19 protein-coding genes and 1 pseudogene are annotated in these 20,532 nt (G+C 68.8%); 10 read left to right on the top strand and 10 right to left on the bottom strand.

Annotation, left to right across the window (positions count from 1 at the left end):
• The first annotated feature begins 63 nt into the window (after nt 1-63).
• From OIE69_RS02280 to OIE69_RS02270, 3 genes and pseudogenes are all read left to right on the top strand, one after another.
• Nucleotides 64-1,299, top strand: a pseudogene (locus tag OIE69_RS02280) (IS256 family transposase).
• The gene (locus tag OIE69_RS02275) at nt 1,296-1,685 is read left to right on the top strand and encodes a hypothetical protein (protein WP_326570236.1); all 390 of its coding nucleotides are present in this window, start codon (nt 1,296-1,298) and stop codon (nt 1,683-1,685) included. Before OIE69_RS02280 ends, OIE69_RS02275 begins: the two are co-directional and overlap by 4 nt.
• 21 nt (nt 1,686-1,706) lie before the next feature.
• Nucleotides 1,707-1,847: a hypothetical protein gene (locus OIE69_RS02270; RefSeq protein ID WP_392567444.1), complete on the top strand. Its 141-nt coding sequence runs from the start codon at nt 1,707-1,709 to the stop codon at nt 1,845-1,847.
• Nucleotides 1,848-2,016: 169 nt separating this feature from the next.
• On the opposite strand, the gene OIE69_RS02265 is transcribed toward OIE69_RS02270, so the two are convergent.
• Together OIE69_RS02265 and OIE69_RS02260 are read right to left on the bottom strand one after the other, a co-directional pair.
• Nucleotides 2,017-5,256: a family 78 glycoside hydrolase catalytic domain gene (locus OIE69_RS02265; protein ID WP_326570235.1), complete on the bottom strand. Its 3,240-nt coding sequence runs from the start codon at nt 5,254-5,256 to the stop codon at nt 2,017-2,019.
• Nucleotides 5,257-6,138: 882 nt separating this feature from the next.
• Nucleotides 6,139-6,378 (bottom strand): hypothetical protein, encoded by a 240-nt coding sequence (locus tag OIE69_RS02260; protein WP_326570234.1) that lies wholly within the window; start codon nt 6,376-6,378, stop codon nt 6,139-6,141.
• Between the two features lie 502 nt (nt 6,379-6,880).
• On the opposite strand from OIE69_RS02260, the gene OIE69_RS02255 reads away from it, so the two are divergent.
• The 6 genes from OIE69_RS02255 to OIE69_RS02230 are packed head-to-tail and all read left to right on the top strand — an operon-like array spanning nt 6,881 to nt 12,571.
• The gene (locus OIE69_RS02255) at nt 6,881-7,609 is read left to right on the top strand and encodes a DUF1684 domain-containing protein (RefSeq protein ID WP_326570233.1); all 729 of its coding nucleotides are present in this window, start codon (nt 6,881-6,883) and stop codon (nt 7,607-7,609) included.
• 46 nt (nt 7,610-7,655) lie between these two features.
• A complete protein-coding gene (locus tag OIE69_RS02250) occupies nt 7,656-9,176 on the top strand; it encodes an ABC transporter substrate-binding protein (protein ID WP_326570232.1) in 1,521 nt (506 codons plus the stop codon).
• On the top strand, nt 9,176-10,141 hold the full coding sequence (locus tag OIE69_RS02245) for an ABC transporter permease (protein WP_326570231.1): 966 nt from the start codon (nt 9,176-9,178) through the stop codon (nt 10,139-10,141). Before OIE69_RS02250 ends, OIE69_RS02245 begins: the two co-directional genes overlap by 1 nt.
• A complete protein-coding gene (locus OIE69_RS02240; RefSeq protein ID WP_326570230.1) occupies nt 10,138-11,013 on the top strand; it encodes an ABC transporter permease in 876 nt (291 codons plus the stop codon). Before OIE69_RS02245 ends, OIE69_RS02240 begins: the two co-directional genes overlap by 4 nt.
• Nucleotides 11,010-11,810 (top strand): ABC transporter ATP-binding protein, encoded by an 801-nt coding sequence (locus OIE69_RS02235; RefSeq protein WP_326570229.1) that lies wholly within the window; start codon nt 11,010-11,012, stop codon nt 11,808-11,810. The genes OIE69_RS02240 and OIE69_RS02235 overlap by 4 nt, the downstream gene beginning before the upstream one ends.
• Nucleotides 11,807-12,571 (top strand): ABC transporter ATP-binding protein, encoded by a 765-nt coding sequence (locus OIE69_RS02230; RefSeq protein ID WP_326570228.1) that lies wholly within the window; start codon nt 11,807-11,809, stop codon nt 12,569-12,571. The genes OIE69_RS02235 and OIE69_RS02230 overlap by 4 nt, the downstream gene beginning before the upstream one ends.
• Nucleotides 12,572-12,653: 82 nt before the next feature.
• Here OIE69_RS02230 and OIE69_RS02225 read toward each other — a convergent pair whose 3' ends face one another.
• From OIE69_RS02225 to OIE69_RS02210, 4 genes are all read right to left on the bottom strand, one after another.
• Nucleotides 12,654-13,334, bottom strand: a complete 681-nt coding sequence (locus tag OIE69_RS02225) for an isochorismatase family cysteine hydrolase (protein WP_326570227.1) — start codon at nt 13,332-13,334, stop codon at nt 12,654-12,656.
• Nucleotides 13,335-13,489: 155 nt separating this feature from the next.
• Nucleotides 13,490-13,861: a fic family toxin-antitoxin system, toxin component gene (locus OIE69_RS02220; RefSeq protein WP_326570226.1), complete on the bottom strand. Its 372-nt coding sequence runs from the start codon at nt 13,859-13,861 to the stop codon at nt 13,490-13,492.
• 36 nt (nt 13,862-13,897) lie between these two features.
• Nucleotides 13,898-14,062: a hypothetical protein gene (locus tag OIE69_RS02215; RefSeq protein WP_326570225.1), complete on the bottom strand. Its 165-nt coding sequence runs from the start codon at nt 14,060-14,062 to the stop codon at nt 13,898-13,900.
• A gap of 209 nt (nt 14,063-14,271) precedes the next feature.
• The gene (locus OIE69_RS02210; RefSeq protein WP_326570224.1) at nt 14,272-15,027 is read right to left on the bottom strand and encodes an SDR family NAD(P)-dependent oxidoreductase; all 756 of its coding nucleotides are present in this window, start codon (nt 15,025-15,027) and stop codon (nt 14,272-14,274) included.
• 124 nt (nt 15,028-15,151) lie between these two features.
• Here OIE69_RS02210 and OIE69_RS02205 point away from each other — a divergent pair, with 124 nt between their 5' ends.
• A complete protein-coding gene (locus OIE69_RS02205; RefSeq protein WP_326570223.1) occupies nt 15,152-15,586 on the top strand; it encodes an Rrf2 family transcriptional regulator in 435 nt (144 codons plus the stop codon).
• A gap of 24 nt (nt 15,587-15,610) precedes the next feature.
• On the opposite strand, the gene OIE69_RS02200 is transcribed toward OIE69_RS02205, so the two are convergent.
• From OIE69_RS02200 to OIE69_RS02185, 4 genes are all read right to left on the bottom strand, one after another.
• Nucleotides 15,611-16,957, bottom strand: a complete 1,347-nt coding sequence (locus OIE69_RS02200; RefSeq protein ID WP_326570222.1) for an IS630 family transposase — start codon at nt 16,955-16,957, stop codon at nt 15,611-15,613.
• 471 nt (nt 16,958-17,428) lie between these two features.
• Nucleotides 17,429-18,130, bottom strand: a complete 702-nt coding sequence (locus tag OIE69_RS02195; protein WP_326570221.1) for a flavodoxin — start codon at nt 18,128-18,130, stop codon at nt 17,429-17,431.
• 310 nt (nt 18,131-18,440) lie between these two features.
• Nucleotides 18,441-19,424 carry an aldo/keto reductase gene (locus OIE69_RS02190; RefSeq protein ID WP_326570220.1) on the bottom strand — a complete coding sequence of 328 codons (984 nt, stop codon included), beginning with the start codon at nt 19,422-19,424 and terminating at the stop codon, nt 18,441-18,443.
• A gap of 64 nt (nt 19,425-19,488) precedes the next feature.
• Entirely contained in the window at nt 19,489-20,466 is a 978-nt protein-coding gene (locus tag OIE69_RS02185; protein WP_326570219.1) for an aldo/keto reductase, read from the bottom strand.
• Between the last annotated feature and the right edge of the window lie 66 nt (nt 20,467-20,532).

Here is a 20,532-nt window from a genome sequence, read left to right as displayed (position 1 = left end):
GGGTGCTGCTCCGGGTCAGTGACCAGCGCACGCGGGCACGCGGTCGGCGACAAGGGCGTACCGATGCGCCAGGTTGCCGAGGTCTTCGCCGCGAACCTCGACGTCTCCTTGATCGACGAGATCGTGCGCGAGGGCGCTCGCCGGATGCACGCCGCCGCGCTGGAGGCCGAAGTCAACCAGTACGTAGCCGAGTTGGCGGCCGAGACGGAGGGCGTCGGCCGCCGCGTGGTGGTACGCAACGGATACCACCCGGTGCGGACCGTGGTCACCGCGGCCGGGCCGGTGGAGGTGAAGGCGCCGCTGGTGAACGACCGGTGGGTGGACGAGGCCACCGGGGAGCGCAAGCGATTCTCCTCCAGGATCCTGCCGCCCTGGTGCCGTAAGTCGCCGAAGATCTCCGAGGTGCTGCCGCTGCTGTATCTGCACGGCCTGTCCACCGGCGATTTCGTCCCGGCACTCGAGCAGTTCCTCGGCGGGGCGGCGGGCCTGTCCGCGGCGACCGTGACCCGGCTGACGAAGCAGTGGCAGGACGACCACGCCGCATTCCAGAACCGGGACCTGTCGGACCGCGACTTCGTCTACGTGTGGGCCGACGGTGCGCACCCGAAGGTCAGGCTTGGGCAGGCGTACTCGTGCGTGCTGGTCCTGCTCGGGGTGCGTCTGGACGGTACCAAGGAGCTGATCGCACTGGCCGAAGGGCTGCGCGAGTTCACGGAGTCGTGGGCCGATCTGCTGCGCGACTGCCGCCGCCGCGGAGCTCGTCGTCGGCGATGGAGCGATGGGCTTGTGGAGAGCCCTGGCCGAAGTCTTCGCGGACGCTCGGCACCAAAGGTGCTGGGTCCACAAGTCCCGCAGCGTCACGAACTGCCTGCCCAAGTCCGCGCAGCCCGTGCGACGAAGGCGATGCAGGAGATCTACAACGCCGAAGACCGCACCCACGCCGAGAAGGCGATCGAGGGGTTCGCAAAGACCTACGGCGCAAAGTGGCCCAAGGCCGTCGCGAAGATCACCGACGACGCCGAGCGACTGCTGGCGTTCTGCGACTTCCCGGCCGAGCACTGGATCCACCTGCGGACCACGAATCCCATCGAATCGACCTTCTCCACGGTCAAGCTCCGCACCAAGGTCACCCGCGGCGCGGGCAGCCCGGCGGCAGCCCTCGCGATGGTGTTCAAGCTCGTCGAGTCCGCCCAGACACGCTGGCGCGCGATCACCGGCGCCCACCTGGTCCCCCTGGTCCGCACGGGGGCCCGGTTCGAGAACGGCATCCTGGTCGAGCGACAGGAGCAGGCCGCGTGAACACGGGAAAGGACTACGGAGACTGCCAGATCTATGTGCGAGGCGGCCATCGCGAGTCCGTGACCGCGCTCGTCGCGGCGACTCTCGGAGCCTCCGCCGACGATCACTACACGATCCGATCAGGTCGGATGGTCTTCGAGATCCGACTCAACCCGGACGACGGGCTGGCCGAAGACTTCATCGGATGGCCTTTCACGATCGAGGCGGAAGCCGACGACTCCGACCCCGACCCCGTCCTCGTCCTCGTCCTCGTCCTCGTCCTCGTCCTCGTCGAAGCAGTATCACGAATGCTCAAGGCAATCTGGCATCGCGGCCTCGACGCCGTCGCCGCCTGCGACTTCGAGGACGAGCTCCCGGACCTCGGCGGACTCCCGCGCTACCACTGAACCACGCCGAATCCACAGGTCTTGACTGTCCCTCGCCGGCTGGGCGGGTTCTGGGGATTCGACGGCCCCGCCTCGTCGCAGATCACCCGCGACCTGCTCGGGTGGCAGCCGACTCGTCCCGGACTGATCGCCGACCTGAAGGACGGCCACTACTTCGCCTGAGCACGCCCCGCGCTCGGACGGGCGAGCGCGGGGCGCACGTACGGGATCACGAGGGGTGTGGCGAGGGCCTCGCCGGCCGGCGGTGGATGTCGCCATCCCCACCGCACCGCGAAGGCCCTCGCCTTCTCCGCCACCCGGCGTGCGTGTCACCAACGCTGTGGGACGACACCTACCCCGTCACGCGGAACAGGTGGCTCCCCGCGCCGACGGTGAAGCGGGCGTAGCCGCCACCGCGTTCGCCGGCCGCCGCGGCTGCGGGAGCGTGCACGGTCTGCCGGCCGCTCACCGGCACGAGAACCTCGGCGGTCGACCCCACCGGCACGTCCACGCGCAGACTGAAGCGTCCGTGTGCCCGGGTCCACGACGAGGCGATCCGGCCGAGCGGTGACTCGACGTGCGCGGAGGCGTGTGTCAGGTCGCCTACGGCCTGGGGGCGGATCCTCACCTTCGTGTAGCCGGGTGCGGCGGGTTCGATGCCGGCGACATCCTGGTAGAGCCAGTCGTCCACCGTGCCCATGAAGGCGTGGTCGTGCGAGCGCGAGTTCGCGTTCCACTCCTCCCACATGGTCGTGGCGCCCAGGCCCTCGAACCAGTAACCCCAGCCGGGATAGGTCGGGTTGGTGGCCACCGTGTAGGCCAGGTCGGCATGTCCGGCGTCGGTGAGGACCGGAAGGAGCGCCTTGGTGCCGAGCGCGCCGGTGTCCAGGTGGTCTCCGCGGGCGTGGATGTCCTCGACGAGGTTGTCGACCACGGCCTGGCGGTGCTCCTTGGGCACCAGGCCGAAGCTCAGTGGCAGCAGGTTCGACGTCTGCCGGTAGCCCGCGGCCTTGTTGTCGTAGTAGGCCTCCTGGTCTGCGTCGTAGAACGTGGCGTTGAAGGTGTCCTTGACCTGTGCGGCGAAGGCGCAGAAGTGACGGGCGTCCGCGTCGTGGCCGATCGCCTTCGCCATCGTCGCCAGCCGCGTCGCGGTGAGGTAGATGTACGCGGTTCCCGACAGCCGGGTGCCTTCCGGGGCATTGGCGCCCTCGGGGGAGAGCCAGTCGCCGTAGCTGAAGCCGGTGTAGATGCCGCCGGTGCCGGCGATGTCGTGCTCGTAGTGCTCCAGCCAGGCCTTCATGCCGTCGTAGTTCTCGGCGAGCGTGTTGGTGTCGCCGTAGTACCAGTACAGGTCCCAGGCGCCGAGGATGAAGCTGGCCGACCAGATGGGGTCCTTGACCTGTTTCCCCGACTCGGTGGTGGGCACTGTGGGGCCGATCGATCCGTCGTCGTTCTGGTCGTCGCGGTGCGAGCGCAGCCAGCCGGCGTAGAAGTTCTGCATGTCGAAGTTCGCGATCGCCGAGTCCGCGTACAGGAAGCCGTCAGCCGTGTAGGGCCGCTTCTCGTACATGGGCGTGTCGGTCGGGATCGAGTGCAGGTTGTTGAGGATTGTGTCGGCCTGCGCGTCCTGGTAGCGGTTCAGCAGGTCGCTGGAGCTGGTGAAGTCACCGGTGGACGATACGGCCGTGTGGACCCTCATTCCGTCGACCGAGCGGAGGGTGACCCCCTGGGGGACGACCACCTGCGCGTAGCGGAAGCCGGCGTAGCTGTAGCTGGGCTGGTAGTACTCCACTCCGTCGCCCTTGAGGGTGTAGGAGTAGGACTGCAGGGCCATCCCGAAGGCGCCGGTGTTGTCGACGGTGCCGTCGGCGCGCAGCTTCTCGCCGTAGGTGACCGTGACCGTGGCTCCGGCAGGCCCCTGGACCCCGATGCGCGCCCAGCCGGCCGTGGGCCGGCCGTAGTCGTAGACGTGCGTGCCGTCGGCCGGCGCGGTGGTGTGCTCGGCCTTGAGGTGGTCGGTCACCTTGACGGGCGGGAAGTTCTCCGAGCGGAGCGTGCCCTTGGGGCCGTCGACCGTAAGGGCGCGACGCCAGGTGTCGTCGTCGAAGCCCGGACGGTCCCAGCCGGACTGCTCGACGCGGGCGTCGTAGGTCTCCCCGAACCAGAGCGACTGGGTGGTCGTCGGCCCGTCGGACACCTTCCACGAGTCGTCGCTGACCACCTGCTGGTGCGTGCCGTCGGTGTAGGTGATGTCCAGCTCCAGCTTGAGCTTGGGCTCGCCCCACCAGGACGACGCCTTCCACTCGTCGGGGTTGGTCATCGCGTAGAAGCCGCGGCCGAGGCTGACCCCGATGGCGTTGCCGCCCTGACGCACGGCGTCGGTGACGTCGTACGTCGAATACAGGACGGTCTTGTCGTACACGGTGAACCCGGGTTCGAGTTCGCGGTCGCCGATGCGCCGGCCGTTCAGGTACAGCTTGTTGTAGCCAAGGCCCGCGATGTGGGCGCGGGCCGACGCCACGTGCTTCTTCGCCGTGAACTCGTCGCGCAGCAGCGTCTCGGGGGGCGGCGGCGCCGACACCGACCGGCCCCAGGGGCCTGATCCGTAGTGTGCCGCCTCGCGCGCGTTCGGCCACGCCGCGTCGTCGAATCCGGGCTGCTCCCACCCGTCGTCCGCGGTGGACGAGGCCCTCCAGCCGCTGTCCGTGACGAGGTCGGCAGGCGATCCCGCGCCCTGGAAGTGCAGGCTTCCGAGCACGCCCGCCGGCCCCTGATTGGTGTTCGTCGCCTCGACCGCCAGCACATTGGCGCCCGCGTGCAGGTAGGGGGCGATGTCGATGACGCTCGCCGTCCTCCAGGAGTCCGCGACGCGCGGAGAGCTCGCCACCTCCGTGCCGTTGACGTGGAGCGTGAAGCGGTCGTCTGCGGTGAGCTGCAGCTCCGCCGCGGTGATCTGCGCGTCGGCGGGCACATCGAAGCTCCGGCGCAGGTAGCGCGTCCCGGCGGGAGCCGAGTCGGCCGGATTGCCCTCGGGGTACCAGATCCAGCTCGCGTCGTCGAGCCGCAGCGTGGGCGCCTTGTCGTGCGCCCCGATCCACGCCCCGCCGAAGTCACCGGGGTTCACGAAGGCCGTCTCGAATCGCGCCTCGCCGCTCCACGGCGATGCCTTTCCGGAACGGTCCCAGACCCGTACGCGCCAGTAGTAGTGCGAACGCGACGTGAGAGCGGGCCCGTCGTACGCCACATCGAAGGACCGGGAAGAGCGCACGCGCCCGCTGTCCCAGACGTCCGCCCGGCCGCCGCGCGACGTGGACACCTCCACTTCGTAGGCCGTTTGCCCGGCAGGGGTGCGACCGGCCGCGCCATGGCCCGGTGCCACCTGCCAGCTCAGCCTGGGCCGGGGGACGTCGACACCCAGGGGCTGGACCTGGTGCTCGACCTCTAGCCCGCTGACCTTGAGCGCCGACCCGCCTGCGGACGGGCCCTGTTGGAGGTCCGGGACGGGCGCGCCCGCCGCTCCGGGCGCCGCTCCCAGCCCCCACACGGCCGCGAGTGACAGCACCAGCCCGGCAGCGATTCTTCGCTTCCTCACGCTTGCTCCCATCGATGACGCACGGTTCGGTATGCGGCGCGCACGCATGCCGTTAATGAATCGATTCAATTGTTTCGTGTGTTACTCAATCACAGCCGTCAGGGGCGAGACAAGATGTCGTCAGTGGTTCGGTCGACCGGACGTGTCGGCCCGATTCGCGCGCCGGATGCCCTAAGGGCGACGGCGAACGCGTCCGCGTGAACTCGTCGCCCGTGAGGTCACCGAGCACGCGAGCGAGGACCGCAACCGGCTGCGTGGATCACCTGAACTCGACGGATTCCATGCTCGTTTCCGAGAAGGGCGACCGGCGCGTCCCTTGCGGGGCCAGTGAGGCCCAGTCAGACGCAGACCGGCGACGACGGCCTCGGCTGCCGCGCGTCGGTGCGCGCGGCAGCGACGGCCCGATCACGCACGCGCAGGGGGCGCGGGCTGAACCGGAAGCGGCACGCGGGGCGGTGTCACGAAGCGACCTTGAGTCCCCGTCAGGTGCGGGGACAAGAGTTCCCCGGATCTGTCATGGACAAGACATGAAGCGTCACTTTCGTGCAGTGCTTCGGCAATACGAAAGCCGGGCTTTCGAGATGATCCAGGACGAAGCGCTTCACCGGTCCGAGTGGAGAGCGCGGGATGCGAGCCTCGCCGCCCTGACGCTTTTCGGGGAGGCGCGCAGGCGTTGTCGGTCGACCTTCGAAATCAACGCTTCTGCGGCCGCAACCTCGCGAGGATCCGCTGGGCTTCATCGCGGACGTCGGCGTCTGTGTCCGCCGCCAGTTCGTGCAGTTGCCCGATCAGCCGGTCCGCGCCTTCGTCGACCGTCCAGTCGGGATCGCTGTCCAGGGCGGCTTGGATCTCGTCCGCCGTCCAGGTCTCGGCCGCATGGCTTCAGGCCAGTAGGACGCGGCGGAGGCCGATGGAGTCCCTGCGTGCGAGCAGAGCCACCGCCGTCTCCTGGGTGACCGCGGTGTCCTGGGCGTCCAGGAGGAGGCGGTGGATGACATCCGCCATCTCATCCACCTTGTCCGAGGCCGCGAGGCGCCGCCCAGCCGCGGCGCGTACCGACCAGTCCGGCGAGTCGGCATCGCGAACTGCCGTGGTCAGTGCTTGATCTCCCGAGAGCGTCATGCCTTCAGCCTGCCAGGGGGCACACCCTCAGGGGCGCGCCCTGATGGCTCGGTCCCACCCGGGCGGCGAAGGCCGCGGCCGGCCGGTGGTCGTTCCGTACGCCGACGCTGCCGGCATGGCGCGGCGGTGGTGGCGAAGGTCACGCAGGGCAGTGGACCGGCGGTGTGGCGGCGCCCATGGCGGTGCCGCGGTGCCTCTGACCCGCACGCGCAGGTCACCTGTTGGTCTCAAATAATGGACAGTCTGTGATGTGGTCGTCCGCGAGTCAGGGTGGGGTGATGACTCCCGTAATCCCAGGTCATGAGGCTCATCCCACGTTCCGCCGAGAGGTGGACGTGCTTCCGCCGACCGCCCCCGTCGGTCGACATCGTCTCAATATGTGGGACCTCGTTGACTTTGGATCTCCGTCTGGCGGATAAAGAACACCCTTAGGTCAATTCTTCGCGCAGCGTGACCATCGCGGCGTGAGTGCCGACGTTCCCTCTACGCGAATGAGTCCAACGTGTCCCAGCCCACTGCCATCGGACCTGCGTCCGTCCCCGTCGGGCTGTGGCACGCGTGGCGCGCCGAGCGCCATCGCAGTCTCACCTCGGCGACGGGGAATCTCGCCCTCGTGGAGACCCGCTGGCTCCCGGCGGGCGAGCACTCCGATGCGGAGAAGGCCGGGGTGGGGCAGCCGGACACGGTGACCGTCACGGCGCTCGAACGGACCGACATCGTCACCGGTGAGCCGGAGTACGGTCTGCGCTTCTGGGACGCCGACTCACCGGCCATCAGGAACTTCGACCGCGTCGACGTCTTCCCCTACGACCCGGCGTGGGTGGTGCACGCCACCTATACCCCCGTGCCCGGCGCCCGCCGGATCTCTTTCGAGCACCTTCGGGACAACGGCGGCACGCGGGACCTCGTCGTCCCCGGCGACATCACGCTCACCCTCGACGGTCACGAGTACACCCTGAGCGCCTTCGACGACGACGGCACCCTGCTGCTGGTCTTCGGCGACCCCACCAACGGGACCGCCACCTACGGCGCCGGCCGCTTCCTCTTCGTGGAGCGCACCCAGGACGACGATCGAGTCCTGCTCGACTTCAACCGCGCTTTCGTGCCGCCCTGCGGATTCTCCGATCAGTACAACTGTCCGATGCCGCCGCGGCAGAACCGTTTCCACCTGCCCGTAGAGGCCGGCGAGAAACTCCCCCTCTTCCGCGGCGGCTTCCTCGCGCAGCACTGAACCTCCCGCAGCCTTCTCGTTACTGCAGCACGAAAGCGCCTTCATCATGAACCTCAAGAAGACCTCCCTGTATGGCACCGCGACGGCCGCCACGCTCGCTTTGACGCTCACGGCCTGCGGGGGCTCCAGCTCCGGAGGGAGCGGCGCCGGCGGCGCCTACGACAAGGACGCGACGGTCAACATCGGCTCGCTCTACGAGCCGCAGAACCTCGACAACACCGCCGGCGGCGGCCAGGGCGTGACGGAGGCACTCAACGGCAACGTCTACGAAGGCCTCTTCAGGCTCACCGACGACGGCAAGGTGGACAAGCTCCTCGCCCAGGACTACAAGGTCAGCCCCGACGGGCTCACCTACACCTTCACCCTCCGCGACGGCGTGAAGTTCCACAGCGGCAAGGAACTCACCAGCGAGGACGTCAAGTACAGTCTGCGGAAGGTCATCGCCGAGGACTCCCAGTCCGCGCGCAAGAGCAACCTCGAGGTCGTCAAGGACGTCGCCACCCCCGACGCGCGGACGGTCGAGGTCACGCTGTCGCAGAAGTCGATCTCCTTCATCTACAACCTCTCCTACGTCTGGATCATCAACTCCAAGGCCCAGAACCTGAAGACGACGGAGGACGGCACCGGCCCCTACACACTGGACAAGTGGACCCGCGGTTCGGCCCTGAGTCTGGACCGCTTCCCGGGCTACTGGGGCCACGCCGCCGGGAACAAGAAGGCCGTCTTCCACTACTACAAGGACGCCACGGCCCTCAACAACGCGCTGCTGACCAACGCCGTCGACGTGGTCACCAGCGAGCAGTCGCCCGACGCCCTGGACCAGTTCAAGAGCAACCGGAACTACAAGGTCAACGACGGCGACTCCACGACCAAGCTGCTGCTCGCCTTCAACGACAAGGCCAAGCCCTTCACCGACGTCAAGGTGCGCCAGGCCGTGTCCGCCGCGATCGACGACAAGAAGCTGCTGGAGTCGGTCTGGGGCGGCTACGGCAAGCTCATCGGCTCCATGGTGCCGCCGACCGACCCCTGGTACGAGGACCTCACCAAGGTCAACGCCTACGATCCGGCGCGCGCCAAGCAGCTGCTGTCCGAAGCGGGATACGCCAAGGGCTTCGCCTTCACCCTCGACACCCCGAACTACGACCCGCACCCGACCGCCGCCACCTTCATCAAGTCGGAACTGGCCAAGGTCGGCATCACCGTCACGATCAACACGATCACCCCCGACGAGTGGTACACGAAGGTCTACAAGAACCACGACTTCTCGGCGACGCTCCAGGAGCACGTCAACGACCGCGACCTCGTCTGGTACGGAAACCCCGACTTCTACTGGGGCTACGACGACAAGCAGGTCACCCAGTGGGTCCAGCAGGCCGAGGAAGCCGCCACCACCGATGAGCAGACCGCGCTGCTGAAGAAGGTCAACGAGAAGACCGCCGAGGACGCGGCAAGCGACTGGTTGTACCTCTACCCGCAGATCGTCGTCGCGAGCAGCAAGCTGTCGGGCTACCCGCTCAACGGCCTCAACTCGCAGTTCTACGTCTACGACATCAAGAAGAAGGGCTGATGGCGCGTTACCTCCTGCGCCGACTCGTCTTCCTGCTGGTGTCGCTGGCCCTGGCGAGCGTGGTGCTGTTCGTGCTGCTCCGCCTGCTCCCCGGCGACCCGGCCAACGCACTCACCGCGGTCGGCGCAAGCCCGGAGCAGATCGCCGCGGCACGGCACTCCATCGGCTCCGACAGGCCGCTGCCCGAGCAGTTCACCCACTGGCTCGGGCAGCTGGCCCGGGGCGATCTCGGTACGTCCTTCGTCAGTTCGCTGCCCGTCGGGCCCGAGGTCGCGTCCCGGCTCAACGTCACCGTCCCGCTGACCCTGGCCGCCTTCGTGCTCGCCGTTCTCGTCGCCGTCCCCGCAGGGTTCGTCGCCGCACACAGGCGGCACACCTGGTACGGCGCCCTGCTCAGCGGCGTCTCCCAGCTGGGCATCGCGATACCGGTGTTCTGGCTGGGCATGATCCTGATCGCGGTGTTCGCCCTGAACGCGGGCTGGCTGCCGGCGGGCGGCTTCCCGCCGGACGGCTGGTCCGAGCCGGGCGAGGCGGTCCGCTCCCTCGTCCTGCCGGTCGTGACCATCGCCTTGGTGATGAGCGCCTCCCTGATCCGCTACGTACGCTCCGCGACCCTCGACGTTCTGGGGAGCGATTATCTGCGGACCGCCCGCGCCCTGGGGTCGTCCTTCGGCCGGGCCATGTGGCGGCACGGCCTGCGCAACGCCTCGGTACCGGTGATCTCCGTCCTCGGCATCGAACTCGCCACGACCCTGCTCGGCGCGGTCGTCGTGGAGTCGGTGTACGCGCTGCCGGGCCTGGGCTCGATGCTCGCCACCGGCATCGCCCAGCACGACTACCCGGTCATCCAGGGCGTGCTGTTCGTCTCCACGCTCGCCGTACTGGTCATCGGCTTCGTCGCCGACCTGGTCCAGCGGATCATCGACCCGCGGCTGCGCGGACGGCTGTCGGGAGGAGCCCGATGACCCAGGACGTTCTCGAACCGGCCCCGTCCCTGCGGGCGACGCGAGCCGGGCGCCGCTTCCGGGGTTCCGCCACGCTCGCCGTCGGCTGTGTCCTGGCCGGACTGATTTTGCTGCTCGCGCTGGTCTCCCTGTTCTGGTCGCCCTACGCCGCCGACGACACATCCGGCGGACGGCTGGCGGCACCCGGCGGGGGGCATCTGCTGGGCACCGACAAGCTCGGCCGTGACCTGTTCACCCAGGTGATGGCGGGGTCGCGCATCGCCGTCGAGGCGGGGCTGGGTTCCGTGCTCATCGCCGCCGCCCTCGGCGTCACCCTCGGCATGCTCGCCGCGTTCGCGCAGGGCTGGCTGGACGACACCCTGTCCGCGTTCCTCGACATCCTGATCGCGTTCCCGACGCTGCTGCTCGCGATGCTCATCGTCGCGGCACGCTCGGCGACCCTCGGGTCCGCGGTCCTCGCGATCGGCCTGGCGCAGAGCGCCGTCGTCGCCCGGCTGGTCCGCATCCTGGTCAAGCGGGTCCTGGCGCAGGACTTCATCACCGCGGCCCGCACGTCCGGCACATCCTGGCCCCGCACGGTGCTCGGCCACGTCCTGCCGAACATCTGGCCCACCCTGTCGGTGAACCTCGCCCTGCAGTTCGGCCTCGCCGTGCTGGCCGAGGCCGGCCTGTCCTACCTCGGCCTGGGTGCTCCGCCGCCCAACGCCTCATGGGGCCGCATGCTCCAGGAGGCGCAGGCCACCTTCACCACCGCCCCAGCCGGGGCACTCGCCCCCGGCGTCCTCCTCGTCCTGCTCGTCATCGGCGTCAACCTGATCGCCGACGGGCTGCGGGACTCCCTCGACCCCGCGACCCGCCGGAGGCGCACATGAGCCTCCTCGACGTACGCGGACTCACCGTCCGGACCACCGACGACCGCGTCCTCGTCGACGACCTCTCCTTCACCGTAGAACGCGGTGAACGACTCGGTCTCATCGGCGAGTCCGGCTCCGGCAAGTCGCTCAGCACGCTCGCCGTGCTCGGCCTCCTGCCCGCCGGCATGACCGCCACCGGCAGCATCGAACTGGCCGGAACCCAGATCGTCGGCGCTTCCGACAAGAGGCTCACCGCGGTGCGCGGCCGCGACGCGGCCATCGTCTTCCAGGAACCGCTCACCGCGCTCGATCCGCTGATGCGCGTGGGCCGGCAGATCGCCGAACCGCTCGCCCGGCACATCGGTCTCAAGGGAGCCGCCCTGCGTGACGCCGTGCGCGACGCGCTGACACAGGTACGGATGCCGGATCCCGAACGCGTCGCCCGGGCATTCCCCCACGAGATCTCCGGCGGACAGCGCCAGCGCGTCGCCCTGGCCATGGCCTTGGCCTGCGCCCCCGCGCTGCTGATCGCCGACGAGCCGACGACCGCGCTGGACGTGTCCGTGCAGGCGGAGATGCTGGACCTCGTCGACGCGCTCGTACGGGAACGGAGGATGGCGGTGCTCTTCGTCAGCCACGACCTCGCCGTCGTGGCCCGGGTGACCGACCGTGCCGTGGTGATGAAGGACGGCCGTGCCGTCGAGGAGGGCACGGTCGGCGACCTCATCCGCTCTCCTCAGCAGGAGTACACCAAGGCCCTCGTGGCCAGCGCGCGGAAACTGGAGTCCGCTTTGGACCTGAGGAGCGCACCGTGACACCCGTGCTGGAGCTGAAGGACGTGACCCTGCGCCACCGGGGAGCCGCGGCCGGCGCGGTGCAGGACGTCACCCTCGCCGTCGAGAGCGGACAGAGCCTGGCCCTCGTCGGTGAGTCCGGGGCCGGGAAGACGACACTGCTGCGCCTGCTGCTGGGTCTGTCCCGCCCCACCACCGGAAGCGTCCGCTTCGACGGCGCCGATCTGTCCCTGCGCGACCGAGAGCAGATGCGCCGTTTCCGGCGCAGCGTGCAGTGCGTCTTCCAGGACCCCTACTCCTCGCTCGACCCCCGACGGCGCGTGGGAGCCATCGTGGCGGAGCCTCTGCGCTCCCTGGGCATCGACACACGGTCCGGCGCCATGCCGAAGGCGGCCGCGGCACTGGAACGCGTCGGTCTGCCCGCCGAGGCGCTGCACCGCTATCCGCACGAGTTCTCCGGGGGACAGCGCCAGCGCATCGCGATCGCACGAGCCGTGGTGTGCCACCCGCGGGTACTGCTCGCCGACGAACCCGTCAGCGCGCTCGACGTCACCACCCGGGTCAAGGTCGTGGACCTGCTCGCGGAGCTCAAGCAGGAACAGGGCCTCACCCTCGTGATGGTCTCCCACGACCTGTCGGTCGTGGCGTCCCTGTGCGAGCGCACCGCCGTGCTGGAACGCGGCCACGTCGTCGAACAGGGCGACACCCGCCAGGTGCTGGGGCGCCCCGAACACCCCTACACCCGGCGCCTGATCGACAGCGTGCCGCGCCTGCCCGCCTGACCCCTTCCCCACCGGCGCCCGGGTGCCGTCGCATCCCCATCCCCGCGCCGCGGAGCCGCGCCAGAACGCGCTCCGGCAGTGCTCAGCCCGGCCGCCGCGCGATCAGGTCCACCACCTCAGCGGTGGTGCGCACATCGCCGAACGACCGGTAGATCGTGTGCAGCGCCGCATTGTGGTCCTCGTCGCGCCGGGCCGCGTTCGCATCGGCGACCATCACCACGCGCAGGCCCGACGTGGCGGCGTCCCTGGCCGACGACTCGCAGCAGACATTGGTGAGCGTGCCGGTGATGACGACGGTGTCGACACCGCGTTCCGCCATCAGCCCCGGAAGAGGCGAACGACCGGGGAAGAACGCGCTGTACGCGGTCTTCTGCACCACCGGATCCTCCGGCCGCACGTCGAGGGCGTGCCACAGGCGCGACCGCAGCGGGCCCTCACCCCCTGACCCCGCGTACAGCCTGCTGACCGCCGGTCCGTAGAACTCGGTGGTCGCCCCCGCGAGGGGCGCCTCGTGCGCCGGTACGACCCACGCCACCAAGCCGCCGGCCACGCGCAGCGCCTCAGCGATGCGGCCCACGTTCGGCACGATGCCGCGGACGTACGGATTCCCCTCGGCGAAGAACGGCACCATGTCGATCACGATCAGGGCGGTCCGGGCCGGGTCGAGGTTGTTGTAGGCGTGCCGCTTCCCGCGTCTTTCCTCCTGCCGCGCATACTCCCGAGGTTCGATCCGCCACTCGTGCATCTTGGTGTCAGGTTGCATACGTCCCCTTGGCAGGCGCGTCATGGCGGGGCGAGCATGCCCTCCATCACCACCGGCTACGCCGGCCCGCCCGCCCGGCAGTACGACGTACCGCCGGCGTCCCCTCTGCGCGCCGGGAAGTCCCTCTCAGGGCCGAGGTCCTCCTCAGCACCGCGTCAGGCGGGCCACGCCCGCAGCAACGCAGCCACGCTCTGCCCGGTGCACGCCTCGTCGCGCAGTTCGTCGACCAGGGCCCGCACCTCGTCCCAGGTGGGTTTCACCTGGCGGCCGGCGGCTTGCAGGTACGCCACGGTCACCGCGACAGCGACCGTCATGTTCGACCGCTCCAGCCACCGCAGGCGCCCCAGGGAGTGGGCCAGAGCGGCCGCGCGGGCGACCGGCCCGTCGTAGACGTCCCGGTCGAACAGCTGGGCCTTGTGCCGCTCCACCGCCGACAGGGGCACGCCGAAGTCGTCCGGGGCCGGATCGTCCTGCCCCGCATTGCTCGCGACGCTCAGGATCCAGCCGAGGTCAACCTCGAGGTTCACGCACGCGCTCCTCGATGAGGTCCCCGAACTCCTCGATCACGTTCGCCGCCGACGCGAGGAACGCTTCCGGAGGGGATCGGTGTCGGACTTCACCAGGTGCTCGATGTACTCCTGGAGGGACATGTGCCGGTTGCCCGCCGCCTGGCGGGCCGCCTCCACCGTGTCCTCGTCCAGCCGGACGTTCAGCTGCGTCTTGGCCATGCGGTGATGCTAGCTCTCGCTAGCCAAGATCGGTAGTGCCTCTGTCGGGGTGCAGGACGGGAGAAGTCGAGTTCGCGGATCTCCTGCGGCCACAGCGGCGTGTGGCAGCACCAGCATCCCGCGCCGCGGTCTCAGGACTGCCGGCCGCTCCTGGGTGCGCGGAGCCCTGGTGCGACCCCGCGGGTCGATTGCGGGGACAGGGTCGCCGTTCAGGCGTTGTAGCCGCCGTGGGCGTCCAACACCGCCCCTGTGACGTACGAGGCGGCGGGGCTCGCCAGGAAGGCGATTGCCGCGGCGATCTCCTCAGGGCGCCCCATGCGCTGGAGGGAGAGGGAGCTGACCAGGGTTTTAAGGGTCTCGGGGTCCGGCGGCTCCATGCCGCTCTCCATCAGCCCGGCCTCCACGACGTTGGCGGTGATGCCCCGGTGCCCCAGGTCCCGCGCGACGCCCATCGTGTACCTCTCGATGCCCGACTTGGTCGCCGAGTAGTCGGCGAGGCCAGGAAGGCCGACGCGGGAACCGAGTCCGGAACTCACCGTAATGATGCGGCCGTCTGCGCGCAGCACCCGGGAGGCGGCCCGGATGACGGCGATCACACCCAGGTAGTTGGTCGCGTGCATGCGGTCGAGAGCGGCGGTGTCGGCGTTCGGGTCATCCACCGTGCGGCCCTGTTCCACCGAGATCGCCGCGTTGTTGACGAGGATGTCCAGGCCGCCGAAGGCGGTGACCACGTCGTCGATCAGCAGCGGCGCCTGGTTCATGTCCGCCTGGTCGGCCTGGAAGGCAGCGGCCTTCGCTCCCTTGTCGCGCAGTTCGTCGACGACGGCCTGCGCTGGCTTCTCGGAGTTGACGTAGGTGAAGGCGACATCGGCGCCCTGCTCGGCGAGGAGCCGTACGGTGGCGGCTCCCAGTCCGCGGGATCCGCCGGTGACCAGGGCGACCTTGCCAGCGAGTGGCTTGCTCATGCTTCTCTCCTCGTTGATCCATTCCAGCCTGTCGCAACAAAGATTGTTACGACACTGGTCGCAACTATACTGGTTACGATTGCGTTGTCGAACGTAGAGTGGTTCCGCCGAGAGGAGGGGGCGCATGAGCGCCAACAGCAGGTTGACGATCGCGGCCCATGCGCTGGCCTGGATCGGCCTCTACCAGCGCCAGGGCAACGCCGTCGCCACCTCCGAGCAGATCGCGACCAGCGCCAACACCAATCCCGTGGTGATCAGACGCCTGCTGGGCGAGCTGCGCCGCGCCGGTCTCGTGGAGTCCCGGCGGGGGGTGGGTGCGGGCTGGGCGCTGGCGCGCGACCTGGGGTCGATCAACCTGCTCGATGTCTATGAGGCGGTGGAGCCCGGGCCCCTTTTCGCGCTGCACCGGGCCACCCCGGACCAGGGGTGCGTCGTCGGTCACGGCATCCAGCCGGCGATGCAAGGCGTCTACGAGGGCATCGAGGACACCGTGCGACGTGAGCTGTCCCGCGTCTCACTCGAGGACGTGCTCCGGGACGTCCTCGCGGCACCTCGCTAGTGTCCTGCGCCAGAAATGGCGGTGCTAAGTCTCTGGTGGGTTGTCGGTGGCTGGTGGTGCGATTTTGCCGAGGTAGTCGGCGAGGGAGTTGAGGATCTCGTCGGCGGTCTTGGTCCAGGTGAACGGTCTGGGGTTCTTGTTCCAGCCGTCGATCCAGGCTCTGATGTCGTCTTCCAGGGCTTTTACCGAGGTGTGGATGTCGCGGCGGATGAGCTTGTCGGTCAGCAGGCCGAACCACCGCTCGACCTGGTTGATCCAGGACGAACCGGTGGGTGTGAAGTGGACGTGGAAGCGGGGGTGTCTGCTCAGCCACGCTTTGATCTCGGGGGTGTTGTGGGTGGCGTAGTTGTCGCATACCAGGTGCACGTCGAGTCCGGTGGGGACCGCCTTGTCTATCGTGATCAGGAACTTCTTGAATTCAACCGCCCGGTGGCGGCGGTGAAGTTCCCCTATGACAGTGCCGTCGGCGATGTTGAAGGCGGCGAACAGGCTGGTGATGCCGTGCCGCAGGTAGTCGTGGGTGCGGCGCTCGGGCATGCCGGGCATCATCGGCAGGACGGGCTGCGAGCGGTCCAGGGCCTGGATCTGGCTCTTCTCGTCCACGCATAACACCACGGCCTTCTCCGGCGGGTTGTGGTACAGGCCGACGACGTCGACGACCTTCGCGACGAACTGCGGGTCGGTGGACAGCTTGAAGGAATCCTGCAGATGCGGCTTGAGGTCGAACCGTTTCCAGATCCGGCCGATCGTCGATTTCGACAGCCCGGTCCGGGCGGCCATCGAGGCCCGGGACCAATGCGTGTCGCTTCCCGGCGTGGATTCCAGGGTCGCCACGATCACCTCTTCGACCTGGTCGAGGAGAATCGACGGCGGCCGGCCCGGCCGGGGCTCATCGGCCAAGCCGTCAAGGCGGTCGGCGATGAAACGGCCCCGCCAGCGATCAACCGTGGAGGTATCGACACCGAGATCAGCCGCGGCTTGCTTGTTCGTCCCGCCCTCCGCGCAACGCAGCACGATCTTCGCGCGAAGCGCCAAATACTGGGCGGTCTTCGCGCGCCGGGACCACCGGACCAGTTGCGCCCGTTCGGCCTCGCTCAAAACCAGATCGGCCTTCGGCCGGCCGATACGAGCGGCGTCCTCCAGCCCGGCCATCCGCTCAGCCGCGAACTTCCCCCGCCACTTCCTCACCGTCGCGACGGTCACGCCGACCTCCACCGCCACCTTCGCGTTCGGCGTCCCGTCCGCGCATGCCAGCACGATGCGCGCCCGCTCCGCGAACCGTGGTGCCACCGCCCCGCTCGCCCAATGGGCCAACTCCGCGCGTTCCTGATCGGACAGACGGACTTCAACGGCACGAGGACCCGGCGACATGACAACAGACTACAGACTTAGCCCCGCCATTTCTGGCGCAGGACACTAGCGGCGGTCGCGCGATCGCATGCCGACAGCGTGCGACTGGCGTATGCCAACCCCTGTCCCCTCCGATGTTCCTCTCCGGCGCTGCCATCAGGTCCACCGCCGGCACCGGCTCTCCGGGCTCCTCCACTTCGCTGCCGGACATCTTCGCGACCACCGGCTGCTCCAGCGCCGCGGCGTACTCGTCGCGGAGGTCGCGACTCCGTCGGCAGCGCGCACGGCAGTGGTCGGCCTCTACCTCGTGAATCTGCTCGTGGACCCGGTGCAGCTGCTGCGGCAGGTGGAATCGATCACGCTGAGGCGGGTGAGTTCTGTGAGGTGTCCGCGTCGGCGGGCACGCCCGTGACGGACGGGCCGGGGGCCACCACCATGGCGCTGGACGGCGGCCCGGCCGGGCTGGCGCAGCCCGCACGCTCCAGGGCGCGGTCATGCGCGGGGAATGCCGGCGCGCTGCAACCACGCTTCGATGTCGGAATCGGCGCCTCCGACCTGTTCGCCGCGGACTGCGAGACCTTCTGCGACGGTGGCGCCGGGGCAGGAGGCGGCGTAGTCGCGTTCGGTCGTTCCCAGGCCACTCATGGCATAGGTGGTGACCGGGTGGACGGTCTTACGGCGCCAATCGAAGGCTTCGGTGAACGTCGTCATGATCATCGGTGCTCTGACGTTCCAGATGGGGCTGCCCAGCAGGATCGTGCCGTAGCCGTCGAGAACAGGCAGGCGGCCGGAGATGGCCGGCCGGGCGTCGGTGTCCTGTTCACGGACGTTGCGCCGGACGGTCTCGTCGTAGTCGTGCGGGTAGGCGTCGGCAGCCTGGATGCGGTAGGTGTCGCAGGTGATGCGGCTGCTGATCTTCCGCGCGAGGACCTCGGTGTTGCCCGCCTTCAAGTCGGTGCGGCGGCCGTAGAAGTAGTTCTCGCCCGGCCGTGAGAAGTAGACCAGCAGGACTCGACTTCCGCTGCTCCCGGTCGTAGGAGCCGAGCGGGAGGGCGCGGAGGTTCCTGGTTGAGGTGAGGACGGTGAGCAGCCCGTCAGATGGCTTCCGGCCAGAGCAGCGGCTCCTGTCAGCAGTGCCTGGCGCACGACGGTGCGCCGGCTCGGCATGGCGGTGCTGAGCTGTGGCGTGATCACGCAGACACCTCCCGGTGAACCGTCGGGTAGGGCGGGTAGCAGGGGACGCCCCGAGTAGGTCACGGCGCGGAGCGTCCGGGAATGGCGGTAGCTGAGGGTCAGGCATGGGGCGCTGCTGCCGCCCCTCTCGGTCGGCCATCCAAGCGGCGCTTGCTGAACATGGCGAACATCCGTGGGCCGTGATGGTCGGAGCAGCGCGTCAGGGGGCATAGCCGAGGCTGGGGCCGTGCTGCTGTATGTGCGTGCCTGGTCACGGTTGGGCAGGGCCAGGCTCCCCGCCGGTGGCCGGGCACACGGCAGTGAATGTCCGTCAGAACCATGTGGGCATTCGGGGTACGTAGGCCTCTTCCAGGGAGTGGATCTCCTCCTCGGTGAGCTCGATGTCGAGTGCGGCGGCGGCGTCGGCCAGATGGTGGGGTTTGGTGGCGCCCACGATCGGCGCTGAGACGACTGGGTTCTTCAGGACCCAGGCCATCGCGACCTGCGCCATGGGGACACCGCGGGCCTCCGCGATCCTCTGCACGGTGTCGACGATGGCCTGGTCGCTGTCGAGGAAGAGCGGCCGGCCCTTGGGGTCGACGACGGGGTAGTCCTTTCCGCGGCGCGTGGCGGACTGCGTACCCCAAGGGCGCGCGACCCACCCCGCCGCGAGAGGGCTCCAGGGCATGCTGCCCACGCCCTGGGCGGCGAGCAGGCCGAACATCTCCCGCTCTTCTTCGCGGTGGATCAGGTTGTACTGGTCCTGCATGGACACGAACCGTGTCCACCCGTGCGTCTGGGCGGTGTGTTGCATCGTGGCGAACTGCCACGCCCACATCGAGGAGGCCCCGATGTAGCGGGCCTTGCCGGCCTTGACCACGTCGTGCAGGGCCTCCATCGTCTCCTCGACCGGGGTTTCGGGGTCGAAACGGTGGATCTGGTAGAGGTCGATGTAGTCGGTGTCCAGGCGCCGCAGGGAGGCGTCGACCTGCTCCATGACGGCCTTGCGGGACAGGCCCGCTCCGCCCGGTCCCTGGTGCATCGGTTGGAACAGCTTGGTGGCCAGGACGATGTCGTCGCGCTGCACGTACTTCTTCAGGGCCCGCCCGACGATCTCTTCCGACGTGCCCAGGCCGTAGATGTTCGCGGTGTCCCAGAAGGTGATGCCCAGTTCGACGGCCTGTCGGAAGATGGGTTCGGCCTGGTGGTCGTCGAGTACCCACGGCATTCGTTTGGCTGGGTCGCCGAAGCTCATGCAGCCCAGTGCGATGCGGCTGACCTTCAGTCCGGACGTCCCCAGGCGGGTGTACTCCATGATGTGTGTCCTTTTTCAGAGGTGGCGGCCGTGGGGCCTTTGTGCGGGTGGGGACGGGCGCTGGTCAGCGTTCGATGATCGCCATACCGGCCTCGTCATGGCTGTCGCCGGATGCGGGGGTGAGGTTGTTCAGTTGCTCGATCTGCTCGGCGGTCAGTTCCACGGCGTCGGCGGCGGTGTTCTCCTCAACACGTGCCATGCGCTTGGTGCCGGGGATCGGGGCGATGTCGTCGCCTTGCGCGAGCAGCCAAGCGAGTGCGACCTGGGCGGGAGTGGCACCGGCCTGGTCGGCGACGGCTTGGACTTCGTCGGCGATCGCCAGGTTGCGCTGGAGGTTCTCGCCGGTGAACCGGGGGTTGTTCTTGCGCCAGTCGGTGTCATCGAGGTCGCCGGTGGAACGGATCTGCCCGGTGAGGAATCCGTGGCCCAGCGGTGAGTAGGGCACGAAGCCGATGTTCAGCTCCCGCAGCAGGGGCAGCAGCCGTGTCTCGGGGTCCCTGGTCCACAGGGAGTATTCCGTCTGGACCGCGGTGACCGGGTGGACCGTGTGGGCCCGGCGGATCGTCTCGGGGCCGGCCTCTGAGAGGCCGATGTGGACGATCTTGCCCTCGGTGATGAGGCCGGCCAGCGTCCCGATCGTCTCTTCGATCGGGACCTGCGGGTCGACGCGGTGCTGGTAGTACAGATCGATGTGGTCGGTACCCAGGCGCTTCAGGGACCCTTCGACGGCCGTGCGAATGCTGTCCGGGCTGCTGTCGAGCTGTCCGGACGGCCGTCCGGTGTGGGAGAGAAATCCGAATTTCGTCGCCAGCACCACATCGTCGCGGCGACCTTTCAGGGCGCGGCCGACCAGTTCCTCGTTGGTGTAGGGGCCGTAGACCTCGGCGGTGTCGAGGAACGTGACACCCAGCTCCAGGGCCCGGTGGACGGTGCGGATCGACTCGGCGTCGTCCTCGCCTGCTCCGGTGTAACCGTAGGACATCCCCATCGTGCCCAGGCCGATGCGGGAAACATCGAGGTCACCGAGTGTTACGTGATTCACGGCGGTAAGTCATCTCCACTTCGGATCACCATCGGGCCGGCTATTCAGCCGGTCGCTCACTTCTGC

The organism is Actinacidiphila glaucinigra (genome assembly GCF_035918135.1).
In the GTDB taxonomy this organism is placed as follows: Bacteria; Actinomycetota; Actinomycetes; order Streptomycetales; family Streptomycetaceae; genus Actinacidiphila; species Actinacidiphila glaucinigra.
The sequence above is the reverse complement of the archived record's forward strand: the minus strand, read 5'-3'. Positions and strand labels throughout refer to the sequence as shown.